Source organism: Chryseobacterium soli (assembly GCF_000737705.1).
Classification (GTDB): Bacteria; Bacteroidota; Bacteroidia; order Flavobacteriales; family Weeksellaceae; genus Chryseobacterium; species Chryseobacterium soli.
Genome location: NZ_JPRH01000001.1, coordinates 780,209 through 805,543 on the forward strand (window position 1 = coordinate 780,209; position 25,335 = coordinate 805,543).

The window sequence follows — 25,335 nt, forward strand, 5'->3', positions numbered from 1 at the left end:
TTTTAAAAATAGATAAATTATGTCTGTTCACTCTGAAATTAAAAAAGTTACGACTGAAACCTTGCGTAAAATGAAATTCGACAAGGAGAAAATAACAATGCTTACTGCATATGATTTTACCACAGCTAAGATGGTAGATGCAGGTGGAGTAGATGCAATTTTAATAGGAGATTCTGCGGCTAACGTAATGGCTGGTTTTGAGACTACATTACCGATAACGCTGGATCAGATGATTTATCATGCTCAAAGTGTCGTGCGTGGAGTAGACAGAGCTTTGGTGATCGCCGATCTTCCATTTGGTACTTATCAGAGTAATCCGGAAAAAGCACTGGAATCTGCGGTAAGAATGATGAAAGAAGGAGGAGCCCATGGTGTTAAGATTGAAGGTGGAAAAGAAATTTCAAAATCCATTAAGAAAATCATTAATGCGGGGATTCCGGTAATGGGACATTTAGGATTGACGCCACAATCAATTTATAAATTCGGAACCTATAAAGTAAGAGCCAAAGAAGAAGCTGAAGCTGAAAAACTAATCGCTGATGCACAACTTTTAGAAGAATTGGGATGTTTTTCTATCGTGCTTGAAAAAATTCCTGCTGATTTGGCTAAAAGAGTATCAGAAAGCATTACGATTCCAACGATCGGAATTGGTGCAGGTCCGGACTGTGACGGACAGGTTTTGGTATATCATGATATGGTAGGAATGAACCAGGGGTTTAGCCCGAAATTCCTGAGAAGATATCTTGACCTTTACACAGAAATTACAGGAGCTGTGGCTCAATATGTAAAAGATGTGAAAGCTGTAGAATTTCCAAATGAAAAAGAAAGCTATTAATTAATGAAAAACCAACAAGCCTTACAAGGAATTATATCCATCATTGCCATCATCTGTCTTGCAGTAGGATGGTTTAATCTGTTTTCACCTGAAATTAACACTCTGCTTTCAAAAAGAGTTTTCTATGTACTGATTGGAGCGAGCTTTCTGCTTCAGGCACCTTCTCTTACCAATAAAAATTTTGTGTATGCAATGTATGCTGCCGGTGCTCTATGTATTATCGGTGCGTTTTTACCATTGGAATCAAGATTGGCAGGAATGAAAACACTTGGACTTCTGGGAGGGATTATCCTTTCTTTTGTGGGCAAACCCAAAAATATAGGTTAGGAATATATGAAGGAACAGATTGTTTACGAGGATAATCACCTTTTAATCATTAATAAAAAAGTCGGCCAGCTTGTTCAAGGGGATAAAACCGGGGATGAGCCATTATTGGATTCGATTAAAAATTTTATAAAAATAAGAGATGACAAACCGGGGAATGTTTTTCTCGGTTTGGTTCATCGTATTGACCGTCCCACTTCCGGACTGGTTATTTATGCCAAAACGTCCAAAGCGCTTTCCCGTCTGACCCAGATGGTGAAAAACAGGGAGATTAAAAAGACCTACTGGGCAGTTGTTCCCAAGGAAATGATTCCCAAAAGCCAGCGCCTAGTGCATTATTTACAGAAGAACGAAAAAACGAATAAAGCGATTGTTTTTACAAAGGTGACTGAGGGGGCAAAAGAAGCCATCTTAACGTATCATGTGATCAAAACGTTAGATAATTATCTTTTGCTGGAAATTGATCTGGAAACAGGAAGGCATCACCAAATCAGAGCTCAGCTATCCAAAACCGGAGTTCCGATTAAAGGAGATTTAAAATACGGTTCACCCCGTTCAAATCCGGATGGCGGAATTAATCTTCATGCCAGAAAACTGGAATTTATTCATCCGGTGACCAAAGAAAAAATTGAGGTGATAGCTCCCGTACCGCAGAATGATGCGATCTGGAGAGCCTGTGAAGAAGAATAACATCAGTATCTCAACCCATTGAGCTGAAAAATAATGAACAAGGCCGGAAATTGTATAATTTCCGGCCTTGTTGTTGTTCAGAAATACATGAAATTTTGCTCATTCTGAAAAAATAACTACCTTCGTCCCATACTTTAGGGGTGTCTGTGACAAACAGACTGAGACTTTACCCTTTGAACCTGATCTGGATCATACCAGCGTAGGGAAAAGTGAGATGACTTTTGTTGTGCATTCTACTGCATAATTACAGCCATTCCTAAAGTGATATGTTTAATTAAAACTTAGGAATGGAACTCACAATCAACCATACAACGAAGACGTTTGATCAACTTCCCGAAAATCTGGAAGCATTAATGGCTATGGAGGTACCCGAACGCAAAAAAGGGATCGCCGTAGCCCTCAACAACTCTATTGTTCCACAGCCGTCCTGGCCTGATACATTGCTTAAAGACAAAGATTCTATTTTAATCATCACTGCCACTCAGGGCGGTTAATTCTCATACAAAAAACAAAAATTTTATGGCTCATTCAATCACCTGTTCGCCATTTCCGAACTCAAATAAAATCTATATTGAAGGAACACTGCATACCATCCATGTTGCCATGCGTGAAATACATCTGAGTCCCACCAAACTCAGCAACGGAACACTGGAACATAACCCGCCGGTAACCATTTATGACACCTCCGGACCATACACGGATAAAAATGCGGTAATAGATATTTTGAAAGGAATCCCAAGAATAAAAGAGCAATGGATCCTGGATCGTGAAGATGTAGATATTCTGGAAGGGATAACCTCAGAATATGGAAAGGCGCGTCTTGCTGATTCCCGTCTGGATGACCTTCGTTTTTCCTATGACCACAAACCTAAAGTGGTGAAAGACGGAAAAGAAATTACCCAGCTTTATTATGCAAGACAAGGCATCATTACAGCAGAAATGGAATATGTTGCCATCAGAGAGAATCAGCGGATAGAACAGCTGGATACGGTCTCAAAAGAAATGGCTTTTCAGCATCCCGGAAATAGTTTTGGAGCAAATACCCCTAAAAATAAAATCACTCCTGAATTTGTAAGGGATGAAATAGCAGCCGGAAGAGCAATCATTCCGAATAATATCAATCATCCGGAAAGTGAACCAATGATCATTGGACGAAATTTTTTGGTTAAAATCAATGCCAATATCGGAAATAGTGCTGTATCATCCAGTATCGAAGAAGAAGTTGAGAAAGCAGTATGGGCCTGCCGCTGGGGCGCTGACACGATCATGGATCTTTCAACCGGAAAAAACATTCATGAAACTAGAGAATGGATTATCAGAAACAGCCCGGTTCCGATAGGGACTGTCCCAATTTACCAGGCATTGGAAAAAGTGAAAGGTGTTCCTGAAGATCTGACCTGGGAAGTTTTTAAAGACACTTTAATAGAGTAGGCCGAGCAAGGCGTATCTTATTTTACGATCCACGCGGGTGTTTTGCTGAGATACATTCATCTTACCGCTCAGAGAGTAACGGGAATTGTTTCCCGAGGAGGTTCTATCATGGCCAAATGGTGTCTTTATCATCACAAAGAAAATTTTTTATATACCCATTTTGAAGAGATATGCGAGATCATGAAGAAATATGATGTGGCTTTTTCTTTGGGAGATGGACTTCGCCCGGGTTCTATTGCCGATGCGAACGATGCTGCCCAGTTTGCAGAACTGGAAACGTTAGGAGAACTGACCAAAATAGCATGGAAACATAATGTACAGGTCATGATTGAAGGCCCTGGCCATGTACCGATGCATATGATTAAAGAAAATATGGACAAGCAGCTGAAAGAATGCCATGAAACTCCATTTTATACTTTAGGTCCGTTGACGACGGATATTGCTCCGGGGTATGATCATATCACCTCAGGAATCGGGGCGGCGATGATCGGTTGGTTTGGATGTGCCATGCTGTGCTATGTTACGCCCAAAGAACATTTAGGGCTTCCCAATAAAAAAGATGTAAAAGATGGGGTGATCACCTATAAGCTGGCTGCTCACGCGGCAGATCTTGCTAAAGGACATCCAGGCTCGCAGTACAGAGATAATGCATTGAGCAAAGCACGGTTTGAATTCCGTTGGGAGGATCAGTTTAACCTTTCGTTAGATCCGGAAACAGCAAAATCATATCACGATGAAACACTTCCCGCTGAAGGAGCTAAAATTGCCCATTTCTGTTCCATGTGCGGACCTAAATTCTGTTCGATGAAAATTACCCAGGAAATCCGGGAATCTGCAGAACAGGGAATGTTTGATAAGTCCATGGAGTTCATTGAAAAAGGCAAAGAGATTTATCTATGATTATTGTAATTACCCATGAAGACCTCATCAGCCATGAAATTGAAACTATCAATGAAATGTTTCGTGTGGGGCTTGATCTTTTACACATCAGAAAACCTTTTATTAATGATGAAGAAATGAAGGTATTGATTAACGGAATTGATCAGACATTTCATCCTAAATTGGTGTTGCACAGTCATTATGAAGTAGGGAAACTTTACAATATTTCCCGGTTTCATGTGAGGGAAGCCGATCGGGTTAATGGGTTGTACAGATCAAAGATCGAAGAAGGAAATATAATTTCAACTTCGGTACATCAGATCAATGATTATAATATGTTGGGAAACGAATGGCAGTATTCATTCATAAGCCCCATGTTTCCCAGTATTTCTAAAAAAGGATACGGACAGGATACAAAAATGATGGAAGATCTTACCTACCGGAATAACATCCATGTAAAATTGATTGCTCTTGGCGGGATCGATGAAAATACTATTAAAAAAGTATTTCAGGCCGGAGCAGATGGAGCAGCCTTGCTGGGAGCAATCTGGAATAGCAGTACGCCTGTTAATACTTTTAAGAAATGCAGGGATATCCTTCTTTCTTAGGTAAAAAACAGATCATAATTTTTAAATAACCCTTCTTTACTAAGACTACATTCAATAGTAATTATGGAAAAATTACAATACATCTCTCAGGGAAAGAGTGAATCTGAACAGAAACTTAATATTCATAAAGCACTGGATCACGGTATACAGTGGGTTCAGGTCCGGTGGAAAGATGCTCCGGAAAACGAATTCATCAGGCTTTGTGAAAATGCGAAACAGCTGTGTTCAAACTATAACGCCATTTGCATTATCAATGACCATGTCCGGATTGCCAAGATGATTGATTCAGACGGAGTACATCTAGGTCTCAATGACGAATCGGTTTCAGAAGCAAGATTAATACTGGAAGATCATAAAATTATCGGCGGAACGGCCAATACCCTTCCGGATGTATTACAAAGGATTAATGAGGGTTGTGATTACATTGGCTTAGGGCCGTTAAGATTTACAGCTACAAAAGAAAAGCTCAGCCCGGTTTTGGGATTTAATGGCTATCAAAGCATTATTGAAAGCTTACAGAAAGAATCAATAGCAATTCCAAAGATCTATGCCATTGGTGGTGTCCGGTTAGAAGACATCAAATTATTACAGCATGCAGGAATATACGGGGCCGCAGTCTCCGGACAGATTACAGGAAATCCTTCCATCATCAATGAATTTAAAACAATAATGAAATGAATAATCAACAATTAATAATAGCAGACCGGATTTTTACTTCAAGGCTCTTTTTAGGAACCGGAAAATTCGGAAGCATGAGAGAAATGGAAGCATCTATTATGGCATCAGGAACCCAAATGGTCACCATGGCATTAAAAAGACTGGATACCCAGTCTTCTGAAGATGATTTACTAAGTTCATTGCAAGCTACCCCAACCCACCTTTTACCGAATACTTCAGGTGCCCGCACCGCAAAAGAAGCTGTATTGGCAGCCCAGCTTGCCCGGGAAGCGTTGGAAACCAATTGGGTAAAGCTGGAAATTCATCCGGATCCGAAATACCTATTACCCGATCCTATAGAAACCCTGTATGCTACGGAAGAGTTGGCAAAATTGGGGTTTATCGTAATGCCCTACATTCATGCAGATCCTGTTTTATGCAAGCGTCTTGAAGATGCCGGAACTGCAGTCGTGATGCCTTTGGGGGCTCCGATTGGAACGAATAAAGGCTTAAGGACGTTGGATTTCTTAGAAATTATCATCAGCCAGTCGAAGGTTCCCGTGGTGGTGGATGCAGGAATAGGAGCCCCTTCAGATGCGGCAAAGGCAATGGAAATGGGTGCTGATGCAGTTCTTGTCAACACCGCAATTGCAGTCGCCAGAAATCCCGTGAATATGGCTCTTGCATTTAAAGAAGGAGTTATTGCAGGAAGAAGAGCGTTTGAATCGGGATTGGGAGCCATTGGAAACCATGCAGAAGCATCCAGCCCGCTGACCTCATTTTTATTTGAATAACAACAGAAATCATGAACAGCTTTAAAGATATTTTTGAACGCTATTCCTGGCAGGAAATCAAGGAAAAATTGGCTAAGGTAACCCTTTCGGATGTAGTGTATAGTTTGCAGAAAAAGAATAAAACCATAGAAGATTTTCTTCATCTGATTTCTCCTGCTGCGGCCCAGCAACTGGAACGCATGGCAGTGATGGCTCAGGCAATTACGCAGAAACGTTTTGGAAAAACAATCCAGTTATATGCCCCATTGTATCTCAGTAATGAATGTCAGAATATCTGCACCTATTGCGGATTCAGTTTAGATAATACCCTTAAACGGAAAACGCTTTCGGATACAGAACTGATGATAGAAGCCACTGCTCTGAAAGCAATGGGAGTTAATCATGTCCTGCTGGTAAGCGGAGAAGCTAATAAAATAGTGGGAGTTCCCTATTTTGTGAATGCTGTCCGGAAGCTGAGATCGCATTTTGCGAACATTTCCATTGAGGTGCAGCCTTTATCAGAAGAAGAATATCTGGAGCTGCATCGGGAAGGTGTACATTCTGTGCTCGTCTATCAGGAAACATACCATCAGGAAGTCTATAAAGAATATCATCCCAAAGGAAAAAAATCAAATTTTCATTTCCGTCTTGACACGCCTGACAGGATAGGAAGAGCGGGAATCCATAAAATTGGACTCGGTGTTTTATTAGGATTGGAAGACTGGCGTGTAGACAGTTTTTTCAATGCGCTTCATATCGATTATTTACAGAAAGAGTACTGGAAAAGCAGGTTTTCAGTATCATTTCCAAGGTTAAGGCCAGCGGAAGGAATCATAGAACCTAATTTTATAATGGATGATAAAGATCTTTTACAGCTGATCTGCGCTTATCGAATCTGGAATGAAGACCTTGAAATATCAATATCTACCAGAGAAAACGAAAAGTTCAGGGATCATATCATATCACTCGGAGCAACAGCAATGAGTGCCGCTTCAAAAACAAACCCGGGTGGTTATGCCGTAGACGTAGAATCTCTGGAACAGTTTGAAATCAGTGACGAACGCAGTATGGAAGAAGTGAAAAACAGCATTAGAAAAGCAGGGTACGATCCGGTGATGAAAGACTGGGATCCGGCTTACAGTGGATTTAAAAAAAATTAAACCATTAAAAAGGAGGGAAGTGTGAAGCTGGAAGAGAGAAGTTATTATTCTGCTGTCATTCAGAATGTAACGAAGTGAAATGAAGAATCTAATCTATAAACGAGATTCCCCCTTCGTCAGAATGACATATAGATGTAAAATTAGAAACCAATTTTTAAAGCACTATTTTCTAAATCTCTCGAAAAATCTTAATGATCAAAAACATAAATTAGAATGAAAAGCGAAGATATTTTTGCCCGGTACAGCCGTCAGATATTTATTGATAAGGTAGGATTGGAAGGCCAGCGAAAAATAATGGCTTCAAAAGTACTGGTCGTGGGTGCCGGAGGGCTGGGAAGCCCTGTTATTCAATATCTGGCAGCAGCAGGCGTAGGGACTTTAGGCGTGGCAGACTTTGATATAGTGGAACTTCACAATTTAAACCGTCAGGTCATCCATCATGAGCAATCGGTAGGAAAATCAAAAGTCAGCAGTGCAGCGGAATTTGTGAAAAAACTCAATCATCACGTACATTGTATTGAGATTGAAGAAAAGATTGAATCTTCAAACGCAGAAGAAATTCTTTCTGCCTATGATATGGTGATCGATTGTTCAGATAATTTCTCAACACGCTATTTGATCAATGACAGCTGTGTCATAATAAAAAAGCCGCTTATCTATGGCAGTATATTAGGATTTTCCGGGCAGGTTGCAGTATTCAACCATAAAGGAAGCAAAAATTTAAGAGACCTTTTTCCTGAAACCCCTTTTGATGAAGATATTCCCGACTGCGATAGCCTTGGTGTACTCGGAACTTTGCCGGGAATTGTGGGGAGTATGATGGCTAATCTGGCTTTACATATCATCACAGATCTTCCTGTACCGATCAATCAAATGACACTTATCGATACATTCAACTGGAGATTTCAGTCCGTTGATTTTTAATGAGATAGTTTACAATAAACATGGCAGTAAGATTTCTTACTGCCATGTTTTATAATGGGTGAAAAACTATTGTCCCGGCTGCATTACGCCACCGGTGTCTTCTTTTTTCGTGCTGTTTAAGATATTAGCATCTTCTTTTGCCAGCTTATTTTTTGTAGGAATTTTATAATTGATAGATAACCCGAAGTTTCTTGAATCATACTTGCTTCTCAATACCACCGCATCGCCTGAAGGCGGGTTGGAGCGTACCTGCATCACCTGTCCGTTAAAGATATCATTCGCAAAAATAGAAAGAGTCAGTTTATTATCCAGGAACTTCTTCGTTAATGTGATATCAACATTATTATTAAACGGTTTCTCTGCCGTAAAATAAAAATAGCCTGCCTTAGGCGTCAGATAACTGTAATTTGCCGTCATTTTGATGCCTTTAGGAAGAATCAGCTGGGCCATCACGTTAAAGATCCAGAAGCCTTTATTACTCAGGTTTTCAATTTCATGCTTCTGATAACCCGCATACAAATACATAAAGTTGATCTTATCAGGATTGAAATCAAACTTCATGATTTCGCTGATCGGCTTGCTGAAGATCATGAAAGGAACAGGAAGTCCAACATTGAAGTTATGAATTTTCATACTGGAAATGTTCACCTGCTGATTGTAAAGATTTTTACCATCCTTCATGATGATCTGTGCCACCTGGTTTTTTGCAGAACTTACGCTGTATCCGATAAATGCGTAATCAAAAGCAGAGATCTTTAATTCATAATTATCAAAAATAGTAGGCTGAAGATTAGGGTTACCGTTTACCTGCGTATTGGGACCTGAAAACGTTACGTTATTCGGATTCAGGGCAGAGATACTCGGTAAGCTGATCTTTTTATTATAGTTTGCGGCAATATACACCTGATTCATCAGGCTGTACTGTACACTGGCATTAGGGAACAGTTTAAACTTATTGAACGTGGTAAGATCTTTCTGTACAATCGTACCTGCACTGTCTTTCCTTGCAATCCCGGAAATATCATAATTTTCAGCACGAGCTCCTAAGGTGAAATCGAATTTTTTCAGTTTAGCCTGAAACTCCAGATAGGTAGAAGCAGTCTGTCTCTGGTATTCCAGATTTTTAAGTCCTTTGCTTTCCGTTTCAAAATCCTGTCTTTCATATAATCCACCTCCGCTTACTTTTCCACCGTCAAGAATCTTAATAGGCTGAGAATAATCCACCTTGAAATTGGCAACCTTCATGTCCGATTTGTTATTAAGTACATTATTAGTGCCGGGATTACGGAAAAATTGCCCGTTATCAGTGAAATTCCCTTCCTGGAAAAAATTATCCTGGGCAAACTTACTGTCGGATTTTGTATATCCAAACTGGAAATCTAATTTTTGAGACTTATCGCTGAAACGCTTTTGGTACGTTACGACAGCTTCCTGTCGTAAATTATTGGTACGCGCAGCATCGAAAGCATTAAAATTGGCTTCCCTGTACAGATCCTTGTCTTTATCAAAAATTTCTGCAAGACCATTACTGGCGGTATAATTGTCGTTATTATTATGATAGATATCATAGTTCAGCAATAACCTGTCGTCTCCCAGGTCAAAAGTCAATCCCGATTTGGCAAAATATCCACGTCCGATACGGTCAGTATTACTGTTCAATAATACATCCTGCATCGTATTCATCATACTTTCGCGGTAGTTTTGACCGAAATTCAGCTGCCATCCGAATAATTTGTTTCTCGCATTTAAATTCAGAGAGTTGGTCGTTCTGCTTCTGAATTTTTCATAATTGGAGAAAGAATAATTCCCGGAATATGTTGCTGTTAAATATTTATTGGCATTCTTATTTGTAATGATATTCATAATCGCACCACCGGAAGTGGCAGGATATTCTGCGCCTGGCTGGGTGATCACTTCTATTCTGTCAACAGAATTGGCAGGCATTCCTTCTAGGAAAGAATTTAACTCATTGGAAGTAATATTTAGAGGTCTGCCGTTAAGATAAACATCCAGCATTTTCCCCTGATACATCATTCCGGCAATGTCAGTAGAAACCAATCCCGGAAGTTTTTTGATGCCTTCCAGAACATTTCCGTTGTTAAGCTGTGGCTGCTCCGAAAAATCAAAAATAGTTCGGTCGGCTTTCTGTTCAACGGCTTTTTTAGTTTTGGTGATAACAACTCCTTCAATTTGCTTCTCTTTGCTTGGAGTATTTCCCTTTTCTTGAGAATAAGCAAAGACGGAGCCTAATAAAGATACAGCGAGTATAATTTTTTTCATAATGTTTTTTACTACTAACCAGTTAGACGCGGAAAAATAAATTTTGTTACAAAAATGTTCAGATTCCATCACAGTTTTTTAATTCAGATAAGAGTCTGATAGTCTTAGTTTGATTGATAAAAAAATAACTCCTATTGATTGTATGATTAAAAAAATAAAGTAAAATAAAACCAACTTTCGTCTTGTATCATGTAAGCGGAATAGACGGTAAATAGCTGATAATAAAAAAAGTAAATCCATATCTGTTTCGTCTTACATAAAAAGAAAGTATAATTTAACAATGAACAAAATGAACAGTAAAATGAAATTTATTCTGCCAAAATTATTAGGAATAACACTATTGGCCGGAGCAGCGGTATTTATTTTATCAATGATTTTTAAACTATTATTTGCAGGGCTTATATTAGCCGCAATTGGAACATTTATCGCAAAAATGATCGGCAAAAAAAGGAGCCAAACTATGGGATATGAAAAAAACAGCAATGCTTTTCTTTCTTACCAACAGAGCTTCCCAAAAAAGGAGGAAACAATGTATGCACAGGTTCGTAAAGAAAATCTAGCCATCATTCCTATCCGTTAAAAAAAGAATTTTTATTAATACAACACAAATCAAATAAAAACAATGTATACACAACATCATACTACACAAGGACCATTCGCAAAACATGATCATTGCGGATCATTTGAAAAAGGCAGTTTCGGAAGAAAATTCAAAGAACATTTTATGGGAAACAACCATCCTTTAAAGGAAATTTTCGACAGAAAAATCAACAGCTACAAACCTGTAAATATTACAGAAAACGAGGACAATTTTACCGTTCAGCTGTATGCGGCGGGATTGCAGAAAAATCTTTTTAAAGTGGCAGTTAAGGACCAGATTCTTACCTTGTCCTATACAGATACTGCAGAAAATACCGATGCTAAATTAATTTATCAGGAATTTTATCCCGAATCTTTTGAACGCAGATTTCAACTGACAGATAAAGTCTTTGATGATCAGGTTTCTGCACTTTATGAAAATGGGGTTTTAACGGTAGTTTTACCAAAAAATCCGGAAAAGAATAAACCGGAACATCAGGTTGATATTAATTAATACATTCTGTAATATAAAGTAATAGTAAAGCCTCACAAAATTTGTGGGGCTTTACTGGTTTTTGTGTTCTTACCTTCAATACGGGTTTTTATTTGTTAGCATCTTTTAATGATGAGAATTCTATATAATCATACTCCGGCGATGAGGTGAAAAGCTGGCGTAAAACCGATGCATGACCATTTCCGGCAATCACGAGGATTCTGTCTTCAGCAGTATGAGGGATATTCTGGATGTTACGGAACATTCTCAGGTTTCTGTCATACCAGTACAATGCAAGCATATCTGCACCGTCGTGGTCTCTCAGTTTAAAATCTCCGGAAAGGTAAGCTCCATATTCATATTGATGGTATTCCTTACTGTTCATGTAGAGGAAATTTTCGAGAATAGATTTGAAGTTTTTAGGTTCAGAGCTTTTAAAAAAAGCATTATATTGATTAGATACTGCATCATTGCTCTGAAAGTCATACTCTTCACTAAGCGCTTTAAAATAAGCAGAATCCTGTTTGCCAAATCTTTTTTCAAGGTCATCCAGAACAGATTCTGCATCAATGCTGAAGAGTTCATTGATCTTTAACTCATTGGCGATCCGCATGGCAAGCTGATAACGTTCATCTCTTTTGTCCCTGTATTTACCTTCATTATATTCCTTTAATTTTTGGTTGGCATTCCATTTTGGCCAGGCTTCAATAGCTATTTTTGTAGGCTTGAATTTTTTAATATAATTTACCAGTTCGGTTACCTCTTTTGCTGTTTTGGGAGCGAGAACATCTACCTGGTCGCTTTTTTCTGTTTTATGAGCATCAAGATTAGGATAATCAAAGTGAAAAGAGCCTAGGATCAATACTTTTGCTTTCGGATTTTGAAAATAATCTGCTGGTTTTTTTTGTGCCGACGCATATGCGGATAAGCTTATCAGAAAGATATAGATAAAAGTTTTCATAATGGTTTTATTATTTTATTATTGTTTTTACAAATGGATTGTTGCTTTCAATAGAGTAGGAGATAAGGGCGGATGTTGTATTGGAATTGATGAATCTGATTTTCCCCTTTTTCGGAATTCTATACTGGAAAATGTCGTGGGGTTTAATGATTGTTAAGGTTTTTAATTTTGATGAGAGTATAATAGGAATGTCTGATCTGTTTTTCATGTTGATTGTTCCCGGGCTTTTCTTGCATTCAATTTCAATGCCCTCACCGGGTTTCAATGTGATAGTCTGGTTGTACCAGATATTAGATTCTGTTGTACAGCTTATGAAGGTTACGGAAGAGAGCAAAAAACATAGTCTGAACATATCATATTTTTTGTCAAAGGTATTCTTCATCGGATCTGCAGGAAACAGACTTTCGATGAACACCATACAAACAGGCTTTAAATATTTTTCATCGAGTAAAAATGGCCTTTTATAGAGAATTAGATATAAAGGGAGAGTGGAAGTTCTATTTTTGCAGCATGAAAAAGCAATCACACATTTATCTGCATATTTTCTATTGGGGATTTTATATCATTAAAGAAATTCTGGTTCCCGTTGTATTTTTTAAAAGACCCTCTCTGGCCTTTGATATTACCTTTTTTATTACCAGTTTTATATGTTTTTATTTTAATTACTTTTGGGTAGTCCCGCGTTTTTTTGATGTCAATAAATGGTATAAAAGTGTGATAGGATATATTATTAGTGTATTCTGTTTTGTTATTGTGCGGTATATTGTTGAAGAAATTCTTCTTCCAAAATTCTTTGGCTTTAGTAATTATGCAGAAGGAACCAGTCTGGGATTCTATTTTTATGATAATATTTACTTCAGTTTTATGACCATTTTTGTGAGTACGGTTTTCTGTCTTTTCAAATTGTTTTCTGAAAATGAGGCCGAAAAATTATTACTCATCACAGAAAAGAAAAATGCTGAATTGCAGGCTTTAAAGACACAGATTAATCCCCATTTTATTTTTAATTCTTTAAATAACATTTATTCGCTGGTATATCAGAAATCAGATAAAGCATTGCCCGCCCTTGAAGAGTTGAGCCAATTATTACGATACAGTACCAAAGATCTTGAAAAGGATTTTATTACATTAGATAAAGAAATAGGATACGTTGAAAGCCTGATTGCCTTAGAAAGTCTGAGACTGAAAAATCCGGAGCTTTTACTTGTTGAAAAGAATATCAGCTTTCCAAAACTTAATATTTCGCCTATGCTTATTGTGCCTTTTGTGGAAAATGCTTTTAAACATGGAGATTTTATTGGCAAAGGGTTTATTCTTCGGGTTTCCGATACCGATAAGATCCTGCATTTCTATCTTCATAATTATAAAAAAAATCAAAGAATGAAAGATACGGCGTCCGGAATTGGAATTGAAAATGTGAAAAAGAGACTGGAAATTTTATATGCTAAAAAGCATGAACTCTATATAAAGGATCTGGAATCCGAATTTATTGTAGATTTAAGAATAATTTTCCCTTATGAGAACGATTAAATGTATCATTGTAGATGACGAACCACTGGCGATCTCGCTATTGGAAAATTATGTCCGGAAAATTCTTTTTCTCGAATTGGTTTTTTCTACGGAAAATCCCATTCTGGCGCTGGAATATATCCAAAATAATGATGCTGATGTTGTATTTCTGGATATTCAGATGCCGGAACTTACCGGAATTAATTTCATGAAGATTGTAGGAGGAAAAATTAAATATGTTTTAACGACAGCCTATTCTGAATACGCTCTGGAGGGATATGAGCACAATATTGTAGATTATCTTTTAAAGCCCATTTCTTTTGATCGCTTTAACAAAAGTGCATTGAAGGTCCAGGAGCGCTTTGTGATTAATGAAGATAATTCTGATACTTATTTTTTTGTAAAATCATCAGGACAGCAGCACCGCATTAATTTTGATGAAATTCTATATATAGAAAGTATTAAAGATTACGTCAATATTCGGACAGTTTATCAGGAGTACATTATTTTAGACAGTTTAAAATCTTTGGAACAGGAACTTCCGAAGTCATCTTTTATACGTGTTCATAAATCTTTTATGATTAATTTGAACCAGGTAAAAAGTATAGGCCCTAAAAAGATCCTTTTGCTGTCGGAACATGAAATTCCCATAGGAGACAGCTATAGAGCAAATCTTTTGAACAGTCTTAAATAAATAAAAAAGCAGCTTCTCAGAAGCTGCTTTTTGTATAAGTAATTAATCTAACAATTAATGTTCTTGTCTTTTGATAAGATTTAGAGCAGAACCTGCTTTGAACCAGTCAATCTGTTGATCATTATACGTATGGTTAGCCATGATAAGATCTTTAGTACCATCAGCGTGTACAAACTCTAAAGTCAACTGCTTTCCTGGAGCAAACTGGTCAAGATCTAAGAAGTTCACCGTGTCATCTTCCTGAATTTTATCATAATCAGCTTCATTAGCAAATGTTAATCCAAGCATTCCTTGTTTTTTAAGGTTTGTTTCGTGGATTCTTGCGAATGATTTTACCAATACCGCTTTTACCCCAAGGTGTCTTGGTTCCATAGCAGCGTGTTCTCTGGACGAACCTTCGCCGTAGTTTTGGTCTCCAACAACGATAGAAGGGATTCCTGCAGCTTTATAAGCTCTTTGTACAGCGGGAACTTCTCCGTATTCACCCGTTAATTCGTTTTTAACATGGTTGGTTTCCATGTTGTAAGCATTTACAGCTCCAATCAACATGTTGTTTGAAATATTGTCAAGGTGACCTCTATATTTCAACCATGGCCCTGCCATAGAAATGTGGTCGGTAGTACATTTTCCGAAAGCTTTGATCAATACCTTAGCCCCTTCAATATTTTTACCGTCCCAAGCCGGGAATTCTTCTAATAACTGAAGTCTGTCTGAAGTAGGGCTTACCTTTACAACAACAGAAGATCCGTCCTCAGATGGAGCTTGGTATCCGTTGTCATCTACCGCAAAACCTCTTGCAGGAAGCTCAGATCCTTTGGGTTCGTCAAGTTTTACCTGCTCACCGTTTTGGTTGGTTAAAGTATCTGTAATAGGGTTGAAGTCTAATCTTCCCGAAATAGCTACTGCAGCTACCATTTCAGGTGAAGCTACAAAGGCGTGTGTATTAGGGTTACCGTCAGCTCTTTTCGCAAAGTTTCTGTTGAAAGAGTGAATAATAGAGTTTTTCTCTCCTTTTTCAGAACCTTCTCTGTCCCATTGTCCGATACAAGGTCCACATGCATTAGTAAAGATTCTTGCGTTTTCAAATTTTCTGAAAGAATCTAAGAAACCGTCTCTTTCTGCTGTGAATTTCACCTGCTCAGATCCAGGGTTAATTCCTAAAATAGCTTTAGGTTTAACTCCTTTTGCTACTGCGTCTTCTACAATAGAAGCTGCTCTGGATAAATCTTCATAAGAAGAGTTGGTACAAGAACCAATCAATGCCCATTCTACTTCCAGCGGCCATCCGTTAGCTTCAGCTTTAGCTTTGAATTCAGAAACAGGAGTTGCCAAATCCGGAGTGAAAGGTCCATTCAGGTGTGGAGTCAGCTCAGAAAGATTGATCTCAATGACCTGATCGAAATATTGTTCAGGGTTAGCATACACTTCTGCATCCCCAGTTAAATGTTCTGCGATTACGTCGGCAGCATCTACAACATCCTGTCTTCCTGTAGAAGCAAGATATCTTCTCATAGAATCATCATATCCGAAAGTGGAAGTAGTCGCTCCAATTTCAGCACCCATGTTACAGATCGTTCCTTTACCGGTTGCTGAAAGAGATTGTGCTCCTTCTCCGAAATATTCTACGATACATCCTGTTCCTCCTTTTACGGTGAGAATTCCTGCTACTTTTAAGATCACATCTTTTGCAGCAGTCCAGCCGGACATTTTACCGGTTAATTTAACACCGATAAGCTTAGGCATTTTAAGTTCCCAGGCCATTCCTGCCATTACGTCTACCGCATCAGCACCACCTACTCCGATGGCAACCATTCCAAGACCTCCGGCATTCACAGTGTGAGAATCCGTACCGATCATCATCCCTCCAGGGAATGCATAGTTCTCTAATACAACCTGGTGGATAATACCCGCTCCTGGTTTCCAGAAACCAATTCCATATTTATCACAAACAGAACTCAGGAAGTTGAACACCTCAGAGTTTTTGTTGATACCTTCTTGTAAATCGGATTCTGCACCTACTCTTGCCTGGATCAAGTGATCTGCATGAGCGGTTGAAGGAACAGCAACTTTAGCTTTTCCAGCCTGCATAAACTGTAAAAGCGCCATCTGAGCAGTCGCGTCCTGCATGGCTACTCTGTCCGGTGCGAAATCTACGTAAGAGTTTCCTCTTTCATGTGTCGATGTAGCATTACCTTCCCAAAGGTGGGTGTAAAGGATTTTTTCTGAAAGTGTAAGAGGTTTTCCCACGATTTGTCTTGCAGCAGCAATTCTTTCTGGGTAACGCTCGTATACTTTTTTGATCATATCAATATCAAAAGTCATATCTTAATTTAATTTTTCTTTTTTCAAATAAATTTTTCCGTTAGTAATCTACTATCTAAGACGGAATTTTATAATTCATCAAATTCTGTTCCTTCGGGTCATAGAAAGGATAATTCTGATAAATAAACAACATGTTTTATTTCTATCAACTGTCTATCAAGTTAAGAAAAAATAGAATTTCTTTTCTTTATTTGAGTTAAAATAATTCTTAATCAGTCTTAAATAGAAAGGTTCTAAATAAAAAAAGAAAGATTTTAAATCCAATGGACTAAAATCTTTCTTATATAGCTTAAAACAGTCTTTTCGACTATATCTTAATGGTATTAGTGAGCACTTGTACTTGTCAATTCTTTAATTGAAGGTACAAAAGTCGTAAGGTCAATACCCTCTACAGCTTTTTTGTACTCGTCGATATTAGGAATTCTACCCATGATCGCAGAAAGTACAACAACCGGAGTTGAAGCCAATAAGGATTCTCCTTTTTTACGTTCAGAATCTTCCACGACTCTTCCCTGGAAAAGACGGGTAGAAGTTGCTAAAACAGTGTCTCCTTTTTCAGCTTTTTCCTGATTACCCATACAAAGGTTACAACCAGGACGCTCAAGATACATCATGTTTTTGTATTCAACACGAGCTTCACCTTTAGGAGCGTTATCATCAAATTCGAAACCTGAATATTTTTCTAAAAATTCCCAGTCTCCTTCTGCTTTTAACTCATCAATGATATTATAAGTAGGAGCAGCCACCACCAATGGAGCCTGGAATTCTACTTTACCATTCTGCTTTTCAATGTTTCTAAGCATTTGAGAAACGATTTTTAAATCTCCTTTATGAACCATACAAGATCCTACGAAACCAAGATCAACTTTCTTCTCACCTCCGTAATACGTAAGGTCTCTGATGGTATCGTGAGTATATCTCTTAGAAACATCATCATTGTTTACATCCGGGTCAGCAATCATTGGTTCAACGATTAGGTCAAGATCAACAACAACTTCAGCGTAATATTTAGCATTCGAATCTGGAGTAAGAGCTGGCTTTTCACCTGATCTGATTTCTTCGATTCTCTTATTAGCTTTATTGATTAGTCCCTGAAGAACCTGGTTATGATTATCCATACCTTTGTTGATCATGATTTGGATTCTGCTCTTAGCAATTTCCAATGATTCGATCAAAGTATCGTCTTCAGAGATACAGATAGAAGCTTTTGCTTTCATTTCTGCTGTCCAGTCTGTAAATGTAAACGCTTGGTCAGCAGGAAGTGTTCCGATGTGAACCTCAATAATTCTCCCTTGGAATACGTTCTCTCCATCAAATTGCTTCAACATTTGAGCCTGAGTTGCATGAACTACATCACGGAAATCCATATGCTCCTTCATATCTCCTTTGAAAGTCACTTTCACAGATTCAGGAATTGGCATAGAAGCTTCACCTGTTGCTAAAGCCAATGCTACAGTTCCGGAGTCAGCTCCGAAAGCAACTCCTTTAGACATTCTTGTATGAGAGTCACCACCAATGATGATCGCCCATTCGTCTATTGTAATATCATTAAGAACTTTGTGAATTACGTCAGTCATGGCGTGGTATTCACCTTTCGGGTCACGTGCTGTGATCACACCGAAATCGTTCATGAATTTCATTAACTTAGGAATGTTCGTCTGAGCTTTTTTATCCCAAACTGAAGCAGTATGACATCCTGACTGATAAGCGCCGTCAACGATTGGAGAAATTACAGTTGCAGCCATAGATTCCAATTCCTGTGCGGTCATCAAACCTGTCGTATCCTGAGAACCAACAATGTTTACTTCTACACGAACGTCAGAACCTGCGTGTAATAATTTACCTTCAGTAACACCAACGGCATTTCTGTTGAAGATTTTTTCAACTGCAGTAAGACCTTGTCCTTCGATAGAAATTTCTTTAGAAGGAGCAAAAACAAGAGGAGCTTCAATTCCTAAAAGTTTTGCGGCAAATGTTTGTAGTTTTTTACCAAATACGATGGCATAAGAACCACCAGCTTTGATGAATTCTAATTTTTGAGGAGTAAATGATTTTGAAATATCTTTCAATTCTTTATCTCCGTTATATAATTTCTTTTCTTTAGTATTGATCGTTAAAACTGTTCCTGTAGCTACAGAATAAGCTTCTTCTAAAACGATGTCGCCATTCTCGTTACGAACAGGATTTCCGTTTTCGTCTAATTTTTTCACCCAGTTTTGAAGGTCGATTCCGATACCTCCGGTTACATCAACTGTAGTAAGGAAAATAGGAGAAATACCGTTTGTTCCCCCAACAATCGGAGCAATATTTACGAATGGAATATATGGGCTTGCTTGTTTACCCGTCCATAAAGCCACGTTGTTTACTCCGGACATTCTTGATGAACCTACACCCATCGTACCTTTCTCAGCGATAAGCATTACGCTTGCATCAGGATGTTGAGCCTGTAAAGCTTTAATTTCTTCCTGAGCCTGAGGAGTGATCATACATTTACCATGTAATTCTCTATCAGATCTTGAATGCGCCTGATTTCCCGGAGAAAGTAAATCTGTTGAGATATCACCTTCACCAGCAATAAATGTCACTACTTTAATTTCTTCAGCAACTTCTGGAAGTTTTGTGAAGAACTCAGCTTTTGCATAACTGTCAATGATTTCTTGTGCTATTTCATTACCGCCATTGAATGCTTCCTTTAGACGTGTTGTATCGGCGTCATAAAGGTAAACCTGTGTTTTAAGAACTTTTGCTGCTTCTTTAGCAATAGAAATATCATTACCCAAAGCCAGATCTAGCAATACCTTAATAGAAGGACCCCCCTTCATATGAGATAATAATTCAAAAGCAAATGCCGGTGATATTTCTTCTACTACGGATTCACCGAGAATGATCTCTTTTAAAAATTGAGCTTTCACCCCCGCTGCACTTGTTGTTCCCGGTAAGGTGTTGTAAATGAAAAATTGAAGAGAATCCGATCGATATTCGTTACCTGAGTCTTTAATTTGTGCAATGATTTCGCTTAATAATCCAGCACCGTCAATTGGCTTTGGATGAAGCCCCTGGTTTTTTCTTTCCTCAATCTCTTGGATGTAATCCTGATACATATTCATAATAATAGAAGTCTTTTAAATTTTTAAAAGTAGAGTCAGTACTGTTATTCTTTCTTAACAGGGTTATAAATTACAATAAAACATTTAAAGTTGCCGCCGCAAAACGACTATAGTAATAAACAACATCATCTACCTCCTTAAAAAATGTGAGATAATGTTCAGTTTTGAAGTGGAGTATATGATCCTTATAGAAGTATAAGTAGTTTACCTGCGGTTTGTCTTGTTGAAAAAACTCTCTTTGGGTAAGATTTATACACTTTTTTGACAGCATTACTATCAAAAATTATATCTCCAAAACGTTTTTAGATTATCAAACACTTAAAAAGTGCTCCCAAATTTACGTATTTTTAATATTTTATAAGGATGATATTATTTAGATTCTTTATAAATATGAATTTGATAATTTCTATTTTTGGCCGTAGTTTTGCACGCAAATGGTGAATATGAAAAATATCCTTAATTTTTTATGCGTATTTATTTCGGTTTTCGTTTTTTCACAAACAAAATCCGTTAAGAAAACAGCTGTAAAAAGCACTGTGAAAGGCACAGTAAAAAAAGTTCCTGCTGAACCTAAAATCAATCCGGATTTAGTGGTAATCAACAAAGATCTTCCTGTTTTAATTCCTAAAAAAAAGGATGGAAAATTCGGCTATGTCAATCAGAAAGGAAAATTTATCATTTCGCCTGAATATCATATTGCCGTCTTTTTTTATGAAGACTGTAACCTTCTGAATTCTCCCAATGAAAAGGTGAGAAAGTTCGGAACCAAAGATTACGCGACAGTAGAAAAAGATTTAATTTCCTACCGGATAGATCAGAAAGGAAAAAGGGTGTATGAATTTAAAGATAAGGATTTAGGACAGTGTAAGTTTGAACCCTATAAACAACAGCTGTTTCAGGCGTATGTTTCCAATGGCTTTTATGGCATTATCGAGAAATCAAAATTTGTAAATGCTGCAGATTACAGACAATATCAGATTTATCCTCAATATCAATACCTGTACATTATGGAAGGCGATGATACTGCTGATCCCATGATTGTAGCTTCCAATAATGATAGATTCGGTGTGATTGATGTTAATAATAAAGTAATCATCCCTTTTGAATATTCCAACATCAAAAGAAATTTCAGCTGGAAATTAGGTAAGATGTTTGAAGTGACAAAAGACGGGACCAATTATTACTACATTGATGCTGATAATAAAACCTATTAAAGAGACAAAATCCAATTAATTTTTTGCATCAAAAACACGCTCTCAGATTGAGAAAGAGAGTGAGTTCTTTTTGAACGCTGTAATCAAAATCTCACATCTCACAATTTTTTTGTAATTTCGCGGCTGAAATAAAGGGGTGCTTTAACAGGCTGAGATTATACCCAATGAACCTGGAACAGATAATGCTGTTTAGGGAATTTTGAAAATGTATCAATGAAACAGTATAATGATATACGAATCTCATTTTTAGACTGCTAACGTTACATTATTTAATCCGCCCCTTTTATTCATTAAATTTTAAAGATTTATAGAATGAAAGGATTACTTTTTTTAGGGCTTACCGCAAGCTCACTGGGATTGGCCCAAACTCAACATACAGATTCCCTCAAGGTAAGGGAAATCGATGGTGTTAACTTCACAAAAAGACTTCCGGTTGCCAAAGAAATTATCAATGTACAGAAAGATCTGGACAGCAGGAATCTCGGTCAGGATCTTCCGGTGCTTTTAAAAAATCAAACTTCAATTATTTCCACTTCCGATGCAGGAAACGGAGTTGGATATACCGGCTTCAGAATCCGTGGAGTAGCGGGAAGAGGAATTAACGTCATGATGAACGGCGTTCCGTTCAATGATTCCGAAAGTCAGGGAACTTTCTTTGTGAATGTTCCCGACCTTACCAGTTCAGCATCCCAGATCGTTATCCAGCGGGGAGTAGGAACGTCGAACAACGGGGTTTCGGCTTTTGGGGCCAGCATCAATGTAATTTCGAAGGATCCGGAAGAAAAGTTTTATGTAAAAACAGATGACAGTTACGGATCATTCAATACGTACAAATATTCGGCTGAAGTAGGATCCGGAAAATTCTGGAAAAACAGGCTTTCTGTAATGGGAAGATATACCAATATTCATTCTGACGGATATATTGACAGGGCTTCTTCAGATCTTCATTCGTACAATTTCACTGCTTTATTTGAAGAAGGTAAAACCAGACTTCGTCTGATGGCTTTCGGAGGTAAAGAAAAAACATATCAGGCCTGGAACGGAATTGACAGAAAAACCTGGGAAACAGATCCTAAATTTAATGTTTCAGGAGCTATTTATGATGCAGACTGGAAGAATATCGTAAGTTTCTATGATAATGAAACCGATAATTACAGACAAAATCATTACCAGTTGCTTTGGGAACAGGGAATAAACGATCATTGGAACCTGGAAACGACGCTGCATTATACCAAAGGAAAAGGCTATTATGAAAACTACAAACAGGGAGATCCTTTTTCAAGATATAACCTTCCCAACATCATAGATGGAGGAGAAACGGTACAATATTCAGATTTTATAAGAAAAAAATGGCTGAATAATGATTTTTACGGATTGGTTTCCACTCTTTACGGGAAATTTGAAAATATTGACCTTAATTTTGGAGCCGTTGCAAATCAGTATTACGGAAGGCATTTCGGAAATGTTACCGGAGTTTTTTATCCTCAGATTAACGAAAGTGAATACTACAGAAGCCGTTCGGTAAAGAATGAAGTCTCAGGTTTTGCAAAAGCATTAGTAAGACTTAATGACCGTTTTGAATTATTCGGGGATCTGCAGCTCAGACATATCGATTATAATACAAGAATTATAACTGCGGGAGATGGCGAAGGGGCAGATTTGAATAAAAACTGGCTTTTCTTTAACCCTAAAGCGGGGGTCAATTACAAGATAGGAAACGGAAAAGTTTTCTTGTCCTATGCAAATGCCCATCGTGAGCCCAATAGAGACGACCTTATTGCAGATTCTAATGTAAAATCAGAAGTGCTTCACGATTTTGAAGCTGGTTTGGAAAAGCAGTTTGGAAGTATTTCATTCACGGCGAATCTTTATTATATGTATTATGTTAATCAGTTGGTTTTAAATGGTGAACTTAATAATGTGGGTGCGTTTATCAGAACCAATTCCGGTAAAAGTTACAGAAGAGGTATCGAGATCGGAGCATTGGCAAAACTTTCAAAACAGTGGGAGATTTCGGCCAATACAAGTTTAAGCCAGAATAGAAATCTTGATTTTAAGATAGAAAATGCAACGCTGGTAAAAGATTTAGGAAATACCCAGACTTCATTTTCACCAGATATCATTGCCAATGTCGCATTGAAATTTAATCCAAATAAACACTTCCAGTTTGCCTTGATGAACCAATATGTAGGAAAGCAATACCTGGATAACACAGAAGATAAGAATCTGCAGCTGAAAGATTATATGCTGACTGATTTTAATGCTCAGTATCAGTTTAAAATTGCCAATAATGATATCGCTTTGAAATTATTGGTGAATAACATTTTCAATAAAAAATATGTCAATAATGGAGCTGTTTATGATGGCGAACCGTATTATTTTTCACAGGCAGGAACTAATTTTATGTTTGGAATCAGCTGGAAAATTCAATAATTTAAAAGATAATTTGTTAAACAAATTTCAATATTATAATTTTAATACACAATAATCAAAAGACTGTTCCGGCAGTCTTTTTTTTGTAACAAATAAATCTCCTTAAAAGTCATGAAAAAGTTATAAATTTGCCGTCAAATGAATATTTCAGCTTACATTCTAGAATATCTGAAACAAGCTGGAACTGCAACAGTTCCAGGCTTTGGTGTATTTTCCCTGGAGAACTCTAAGGCAATTATCAATTCTGAAAACGGAAGCATCCTTCCGCCTGCAAGTCAAATCACTTTTGCAGTGGATCATGAAGTGCAGTCTGATGAACTGGCTGCTTTCATTGCAGAACAAAAGCAGATGTCTTTAGAAGCCTCTAAAAGTGATCTAAAGATCCAGACTGATTTTTGGAAGAAAAAACTTCAGGCAGAACAGGTTTTGGAGATCCAAAATCTGGGTACCATCATGATCGAGGACGAGAAAACCCATTTTAAAGGTAAACGAGTAGAGTCTGGCCGTCCTGATTTTTATGGACTGGAAGAAATTAGATTTTCGGATATCAGTAACGGTGAAAAAATAGTCCATACAGAGAACCGTGAAAAAGATTATAAATTCAACAAATCTATACTTTGGATCTTTCTTTTCATTGTTCCTGTTGCAGGTCTGTTAATCCTGGCCTATACTCAGAAAGATCTTCTTTTCGGGAAAAAATCTTTTGAAAACGTTTCCGTACAGACGAAAACGCATAGAATCACCAAGGATACCATTAAAATAATGGTGCATGAAACGCCAGAAATGAAAATTGCTGATTCCCTGAAAAAAGATTCACTAATGAAATCTGCTGGAAAACCGGTAGAAGTTCAGGCCCCTAAAAATAACACTAAGAAGACATGGCAAAAATAAAAAAAGCGGCAGAATCTCTGACCATTATGACCAATATCGTTCTTCCGAACGAGACAAATTCTTTAAGAAACCTTTTTGGTGGTGAATTGTTAGCAAAAATGGACCGTTGTGCGTCTATTTCTGCAGCAAGACACTGTGAAAGAAGAGTAGTGACCGCTTCCGTAAATCACGTTTCTTTTAATCATCCGATTCCTGAAGGAGGAGTTGTTGTATTAGAATCCAAAGTTTCAAGAGCATTTTCTACTTCTATGGAAGTGTATGTAGATGTTTGGTTGGATGATCCGATTAACCAGGTAAAAATTCATACCAATGCAGGGATTTATACTTTTGTTGCGGTAGATGAATTCAACCGTCCTATCCCAATTCCTGAAATGATTCCTGAGACGGAAGAAGAAAAAGAGAGATTTGCAGCGGCTTTCCGTAGAAAAGAACTTTCCCTGATCCTTTCCGGAAGAATGAAACCTTTAGAATCTGTGGAATTGAAGAAGCTTTTTCAGGAGCCTGAGGTAATAAAAGAAGTGAAAAAAGATAAGAAGTAACATTCTCATCGGTGCCATTTGTGAAAAGTAAT

At 37.7% G+C, this 25,335-nt stretch carries 22 protein-coding genes, 1 pseudogene and 1 riboswitch; of the genes and pseudogenes, 18 read left to right on the top strand and 5 right to left on the bottom strand.

Features of this window, described 5'->3' with window-relative positions:
• Positions 1 to 19: 19 nt before the first annotated feature.
• The 10 genes and pseudogenes from panB (at position 20) to IW15_RS03625 (ending at position 8,281) form a co-directional block, all read left to right on the top strand.
• On the top strand, positions 20 to 835 hold the full coding sequence (panB, locus tag IW15_RS03580; protein WP_034709331.1) for a 3-methyl-2-oxobutanoate hydroxymethyltransferase: 816 nt from the start codon (positions 20 to 22) through the stop codon (positions 833 to 835).
• Positions 836 to 838: 3 nt separating this feature from the next.
• Positions 839 to 1,162, top strand: a complete 324-nt coding sequence (locus IW15_RS03585) for a hypothetical protein (protein WP_034709333.1) — start codon at positions 839 to 841, stop codon at positions 1,160 to 1,162.
• 6 nt (positions 1,163 to 1,168) lie between these two features.
• Complete coding sequence (locus IW15_RS03590; protein WP_034709334.1) at positions 1,169 to 1,849, top strand: RluA family pseudouridine synthase; 681 nt, start codon at positions 1,169 to 1,171, stop codon at positions 1,847 to 1,849.
• A gap of 126 nt (positions 1,850 to 1,975) precedes the next feature.
• Positions 1,976 to 2,072: riboswitch (TPP riboswitch) on the top strand.
• Between the two features lie 64 nt (positions 2,073 to 2,136).
• Complete coding sequence (thiS, locus tag IW15_RS03595) at positions 2,137 to 2,343, top strand: sulfur carrier protein ThiS (protein WP_034709335.1); 207 nt, start codon at positions 2,137 to 2,139, stop codon at positions 2,341 to 2,343.
• A gap of 25 nt (positions 2,344 to 2,368) precedes the next feature.
• Positions 2,369 to 4,180: pseudogene (gene thiC / locus IW15_RS03600) on the top strand (phosphomethylpyrimidine synthase ThiC).
• Entirely contained in the window at positions 4,177 to 4,767 is a 591-nt protein-coding gene (locus IW15_RS03605; protein WP_034709336.1) for a thiamine phosphate synthase, read from the top strand. Before thiC ends, IW15_RS03605 begins: the two are co-directional and overlap by 4 nt.
• 63 nt (positions 4,768 to 4,830) lie before the next feature.
• Entirely contained in the window at positions 4,831 to 5,445 is a 615-nt protein-coding gene (locus tag IW15_RS03610) for a thiamine phosphate synthase (protein ID WP_034709337.1), read from the top strand.
• Positions 5,442 to 6,218: a thiazole synthase gene (locus IW15_RS03615; protein ID WP_034709338.1), complete on the top strand. Its 777-nt coding sequence runs from the start codon at positions 5,442 to 5,444 to the stop codon at positions 6,216 to 6,218. Before IW15_RS03610 ends, IW15_RS03615 begins: the two co-directional genes overlap by 4 nt.
• An 11-nt stretch (positions 6,219 to 6,229) precedes the next feature.
• Complete coding sequence (gene thiH / locus IW15_RS03620) at positions 6,230 to 7,357, top strand: 2-iminoacetate synthase ThiH (RefSeq protein ID WP_034709340.1); 1,128 nt, start codon at positions 6,230 to 6,232, stop codon at positions 7,355 to 7,357.
• Between the two features lie 213 nt (positions 7,358 to 7,570).
• The gene (locus IW15_RS03625; RefSeq protein WP_034709342.1) at positions 7,571 to 8,281 is read left to right on the top strand and encodes a HesA/MoeB/ThiF family protein; all 711 of its coding nucleotides are present in this window, start codon (positions 7,571 to 7,573) and stop codon (positions 8,279 to 8,281) included.
• 66 nt (positions 8,282 to 8,347) lie between these two features.
• Here the strand turns inward: IW15_RS03625 and IW15_RS03630 are convergent, their stop codons facing one another.
• A complete protein-coding gene (locus IW15_RS03630; RefSeq protein ID WP_034709845.1) occupies positions 8,348 to 10,561 on the bottom strand; it encodes a TonB-dependent receptor domain-containing protein in 2,214 nt (737 codons plus the stop codon).
• A 301-nt stretch (positions 10,562 to 10,862) separates the two neighbouring features.
• Between IW15_RS03630 and IW15_RS21875 the strand changes: the two genes are divergently transcribed.
• Both IW15_RS21875 and IW15_RS03640 read left to right on the top strand, forming a co-directional pair.
• Entirely contained in the window at positions 10,863 to 11,141 is a 279-nt protein-coding gene (locus tag IW15_RS21875) for a hypothetical protein (protein ID WP_131368478.1), read from the top strand.
• Positions 11,142 to 11,183: 42 nt separating this feature from the next.
• Complete coding sequence (locus tag IW15_RS03640; protein WP_034709344.1) at positions 11,184 to 11,654, top strand: Hsp20/alpha crystallin family protein; 471 nt, start codon at positions 11,184 to 11,186, stop codon at positions 11,652 to 11,654.
• Positions 11,655 to 11,742: 88 nt separating this feature from the next.
• On the opposite strand, the gene IW15_RS03645 is transcribed toward IW15_RS03640, so the two are convergent.
• On the bottom strand, positions 11,743 to 12,594 hold the full coding sequence (locus IW15_RS03645) for a DUF5694 domain-containing protein (RefSeq protein WP_034709349.1): 852 nt from the start codon (positions 12,592 to 12,594) through the stop codon (positions 11,743 to 11,745).
• Positions 12,595 to 12,604: 10 nt separating this feature from the next.
• Positions 12,605 to 13,012 (bottom strand): hypothetical protein, encoded by a 408-nt coding sequence (locus tag IW15_RS03650; protein ID WP_034709350.1) that lies wholly within the window; start codon positions 13,010 to 13,012, stop codon positions 12,605 to 12,607.
• 92 nt (positions 13,013 to 13,104) lie between these two features.
• On the opposite strand from IW15_RS03650, the gene IW15_RS03655 reads away from it, so the two are divergent.
• Positions 13,105 to 14,124 (top strand): sensor histidine kinase, encoded by a 1,020-nt coding sequence (locus tag IW15_RS03655; protein WP_034709351.1) that lies wholly within the window; start codon positions 13,105 to 13,107, stop codon positions 14,122 to 14,124.
• Positions 14,111 to 14,797: a LytR/AlgR family response regulator transcription factor gene (locus IW15_RS03660; protein ID WP_034709353.1), complete on the top strand. Its 687-nt coding sequence runs from the start codon at positions 14,111 to 14,113 to the stop codon at positions 14,795 to 14,797. The genes IW15_RS03655 and IW15_RS03660 overlap by 14 nt, the downstream gene beginning before the upstream one ends.
• Positions 14,798 to 14,851: 54 nt before the next feature.
• On the opposite strand, the gene IW15_RS03665 is transcribed toward IW15_RS03660, so the two are convergent.
• Positions 14,852 to 17,119 carry an aconitate hydratase gene (locus tag IW15_RS03665; protein ID WP_034709354.1) on the bottom strand — a complete coding sequence of 756 codons (2,268 nt, stop codon included), beginning with the start codon at positions 17,117 to 17,119 and terminating at the stop codon, positions 14,852 to 14,854.
• 323 nt (positions 17,120 to 17,442) lie between these two features.
• Positions 17,443 to 20,226 carry a bifunctional aconitate hydratase 2/2-methylisocitrate dehydratase gene (locus IW15_RS03670; RefSeq protein ID WP_034709356.1) on the bottom strand — a complete coding sequence of 928 codons (2,784 nt, stop codon included), beginning with the start codon at positions 20,224 to 20,226 and terminating at the stop codon, positions 17,443 to 17,445.
• A gap of 443 nt (positions 20,227 to 20,669) precedes the next feature.
• On the opposite strand from IW15_RS03670, the gene IW15_RS03680 reads away from it, so the two are divergent.
• The 4 genes from IW15_RS03680 (at position 20,670) to IW15_RS03695 (ending at position 25,303) form a co-directional block, all read left to right on the top strand.
• A complete protein-coding gene (locus IW15_RS03680; protein WP_034709358.1) occupies positions 20,670 to 21,440 on the top strand; it encodes a WG repeat-containing protein in 771 nt (256 codons plus the stop codon).
• 312 nt (positions 21,441 to 21,752) lie between these two features.
• Positions 21,753 to 23,873: a TonB-dependent receptor gene (locus IW15_RS03685; protein WP_034709360.1), complete on the top strand. Its 2,121-nt coding sequence runs from the start codon at positions 21,753 to 21,755 to the stop codon at positions 23,871 to 23,873.
• A 138-nt stretch (positions 23,874 to 24,011) separates the two neighbouring features.
• Positions 24,012 to 24,764, top strand: a complete 753-nt coding sequence (locus IW15_RS03690) for a hypothetical protein (RefSeq protein ID WP_034709361.1) — start codon at positions 24,012 to 24,014, stop codon at positions 24,762 to 24,764.
• Positions 24,752 to 25,303 (top strand): acyl-CoA thioesterase, encoded by a 552-nt coding sequence (locus IW15_RS03695; protein WP_034709362.1) that lies wholly within the window; start codon positions 24,752 to 24,754, stop codon positions 25,301 to 25,303. Before IW15_RS03690 ends, IW15_RS03695 begins: the two co-directional genes overlap by 13 nt.
• The last annotated feature ends 32 nt before the right edge of the window (positions 25,304 to 25,335 follow it).

Bases quoted from the DNA above. Each gene is read 5' to 3' on its own strand.
- panB (WP_034709331.1), top strand. From the start codon at position 20: ATGTCTGTTCACTCTGAAATTAAAAAAGTTACGACTGAAACCTTGCGT.
- IW15_RS03585 (WP_034709333.1), top strand. From the start codon at position 839: ATGAAAAACCAACAAGCCTTACAAGGAATTATATCCATCATTGCCATC.
- IW15_RS03590 (WP_034709334.1), top strand. From the start codon at position 1,169: ATGAAGGAACAGATTGTTTACGAGGATAATCACCTTTTAATCATTAAT.
- thiS (WP_034709335.1), top strand. From the start codon at position 2,137: ATGGAACTCACAATCAACCATACAACGAAGACGTTTGATCAACTTCCC.
- IW15_RS03605 (WP_034709336.1), top strand. From the start codon at position 4,177: ATGATTATTGTAATTACCCATGAAGACCTCATCAGCCATGAAATTGAA.
- IW15_RS03610 (WP_034709337.1), top strand. From the start codon at position 4,831: ATGGAAAAATTACAATACATCTCTCAGGGAAAGAGTGAATCTGAACAG.
- IW15_RS03615 (WP_034709338.1), top strand. From the start codon at position 5,442: ATGAATAATCAACAATTAATAATAGCAGACCGGATTTTTACTTCAAGG.
- thiH (WP_034709340.1), top strand. From the start codon at position 6,230: ATGAACAGCTTTAAAGATATTTTTGAACGCTATTCCTGGCAGGAAATC.
- IW15_RS03625 (WP_034709342.1), top strand. From the start codon at position 7,571: ATGAAAAGCGAAGATATTTTTGCCCGGTACAGCCGTCAGATATTTATT.
- IW15_RS03630 (WP_034709845.1), bottom strand. From the start codon at position 10,561: ATGAAAAAAATTATACTCGCTGTATCTTTATTAGGCTCCGTCTTTGCT.
- IW15_RS21875 (WP_131368478.1), top strand. From the start codon at position 10,863: ATGAAATTTATTCTGCCAAAATTATTAGGAATAACACTATTGGCCGGA.
- IW15_RS03640 (WP_034709344.1), top strand. From the start codon at position 11,184: ATGTATACACAACATCATACTACACAAGGACCATTCGCAAAACATGAT.
- IW15_RS03645 (WP_034709349.1), bottom strand. From the start codon at position 12,594: ATGAAAACTTTTATCTATATCTTTCTGATAAGCTTATCCGCATATGCG.
- IW15_RS03650 (WP_034709350.1), bottom strand. From the start codon at position 13,012: ATGGTGTTCATCGAAAGTCTGTTTCCTGCAGATCCGATGAAGAATACC.
- IW15_RS03655 (WP_034709351.1), top strand. From the start codon at position 13,105: ATGAAAAAGCAATCACACATTTATCTGCATATTTTCTATTGGGGATTT.
- IW15_RS03660 (WP_034709353.1), top strand. From the start codon at position 14,111: ATGAGAACGATTAAATGTATCATTGTAGATGACGAACCACTGGCGATC.
- IW15_RS03665 (WP_034709354.1), bottom strand. From the start codon at position 17,119: ATGACTTTTGATATTGATATGATCAAAAAAGTATACGAGCGTTACCCA.
- IW15_RS03670 (WP_034709356.1), bottom strand. From the start codon at position 20,226: ATGAATATGTATCAGGATTACATCCAAGAGATTGAGGAAAGAAAAAAC.
- IW15_RS03680 (WP_034709358.1), top strand. From the start codon at position 20,670: ATGAAAAATATCCTTAATTTTTTATGCGTATTTATTTCGGTTTTCGTT.
- IW15_RS03685 (WP_034709360.1), top strand. From the start codon at position 21,753: ATGAAAGGATTACTTTTTTTAGGGCTTACCGCAAGCTCACTGGGATTG.
- IW15_RS03690 (WP_034709361.1), top strand. From the start codon at position 24,012: ATGAATATTTCAGCTTACATTCTAGAATATCTGAAACAAGCTGGAACT.
- IW15_RS03695 (WP_034709362.1), top strand. From the start codon at position 24,752: ATGGCAAAAATAAAAAAAGCGGCAGAATCTCTGACCATTATGACCAAT.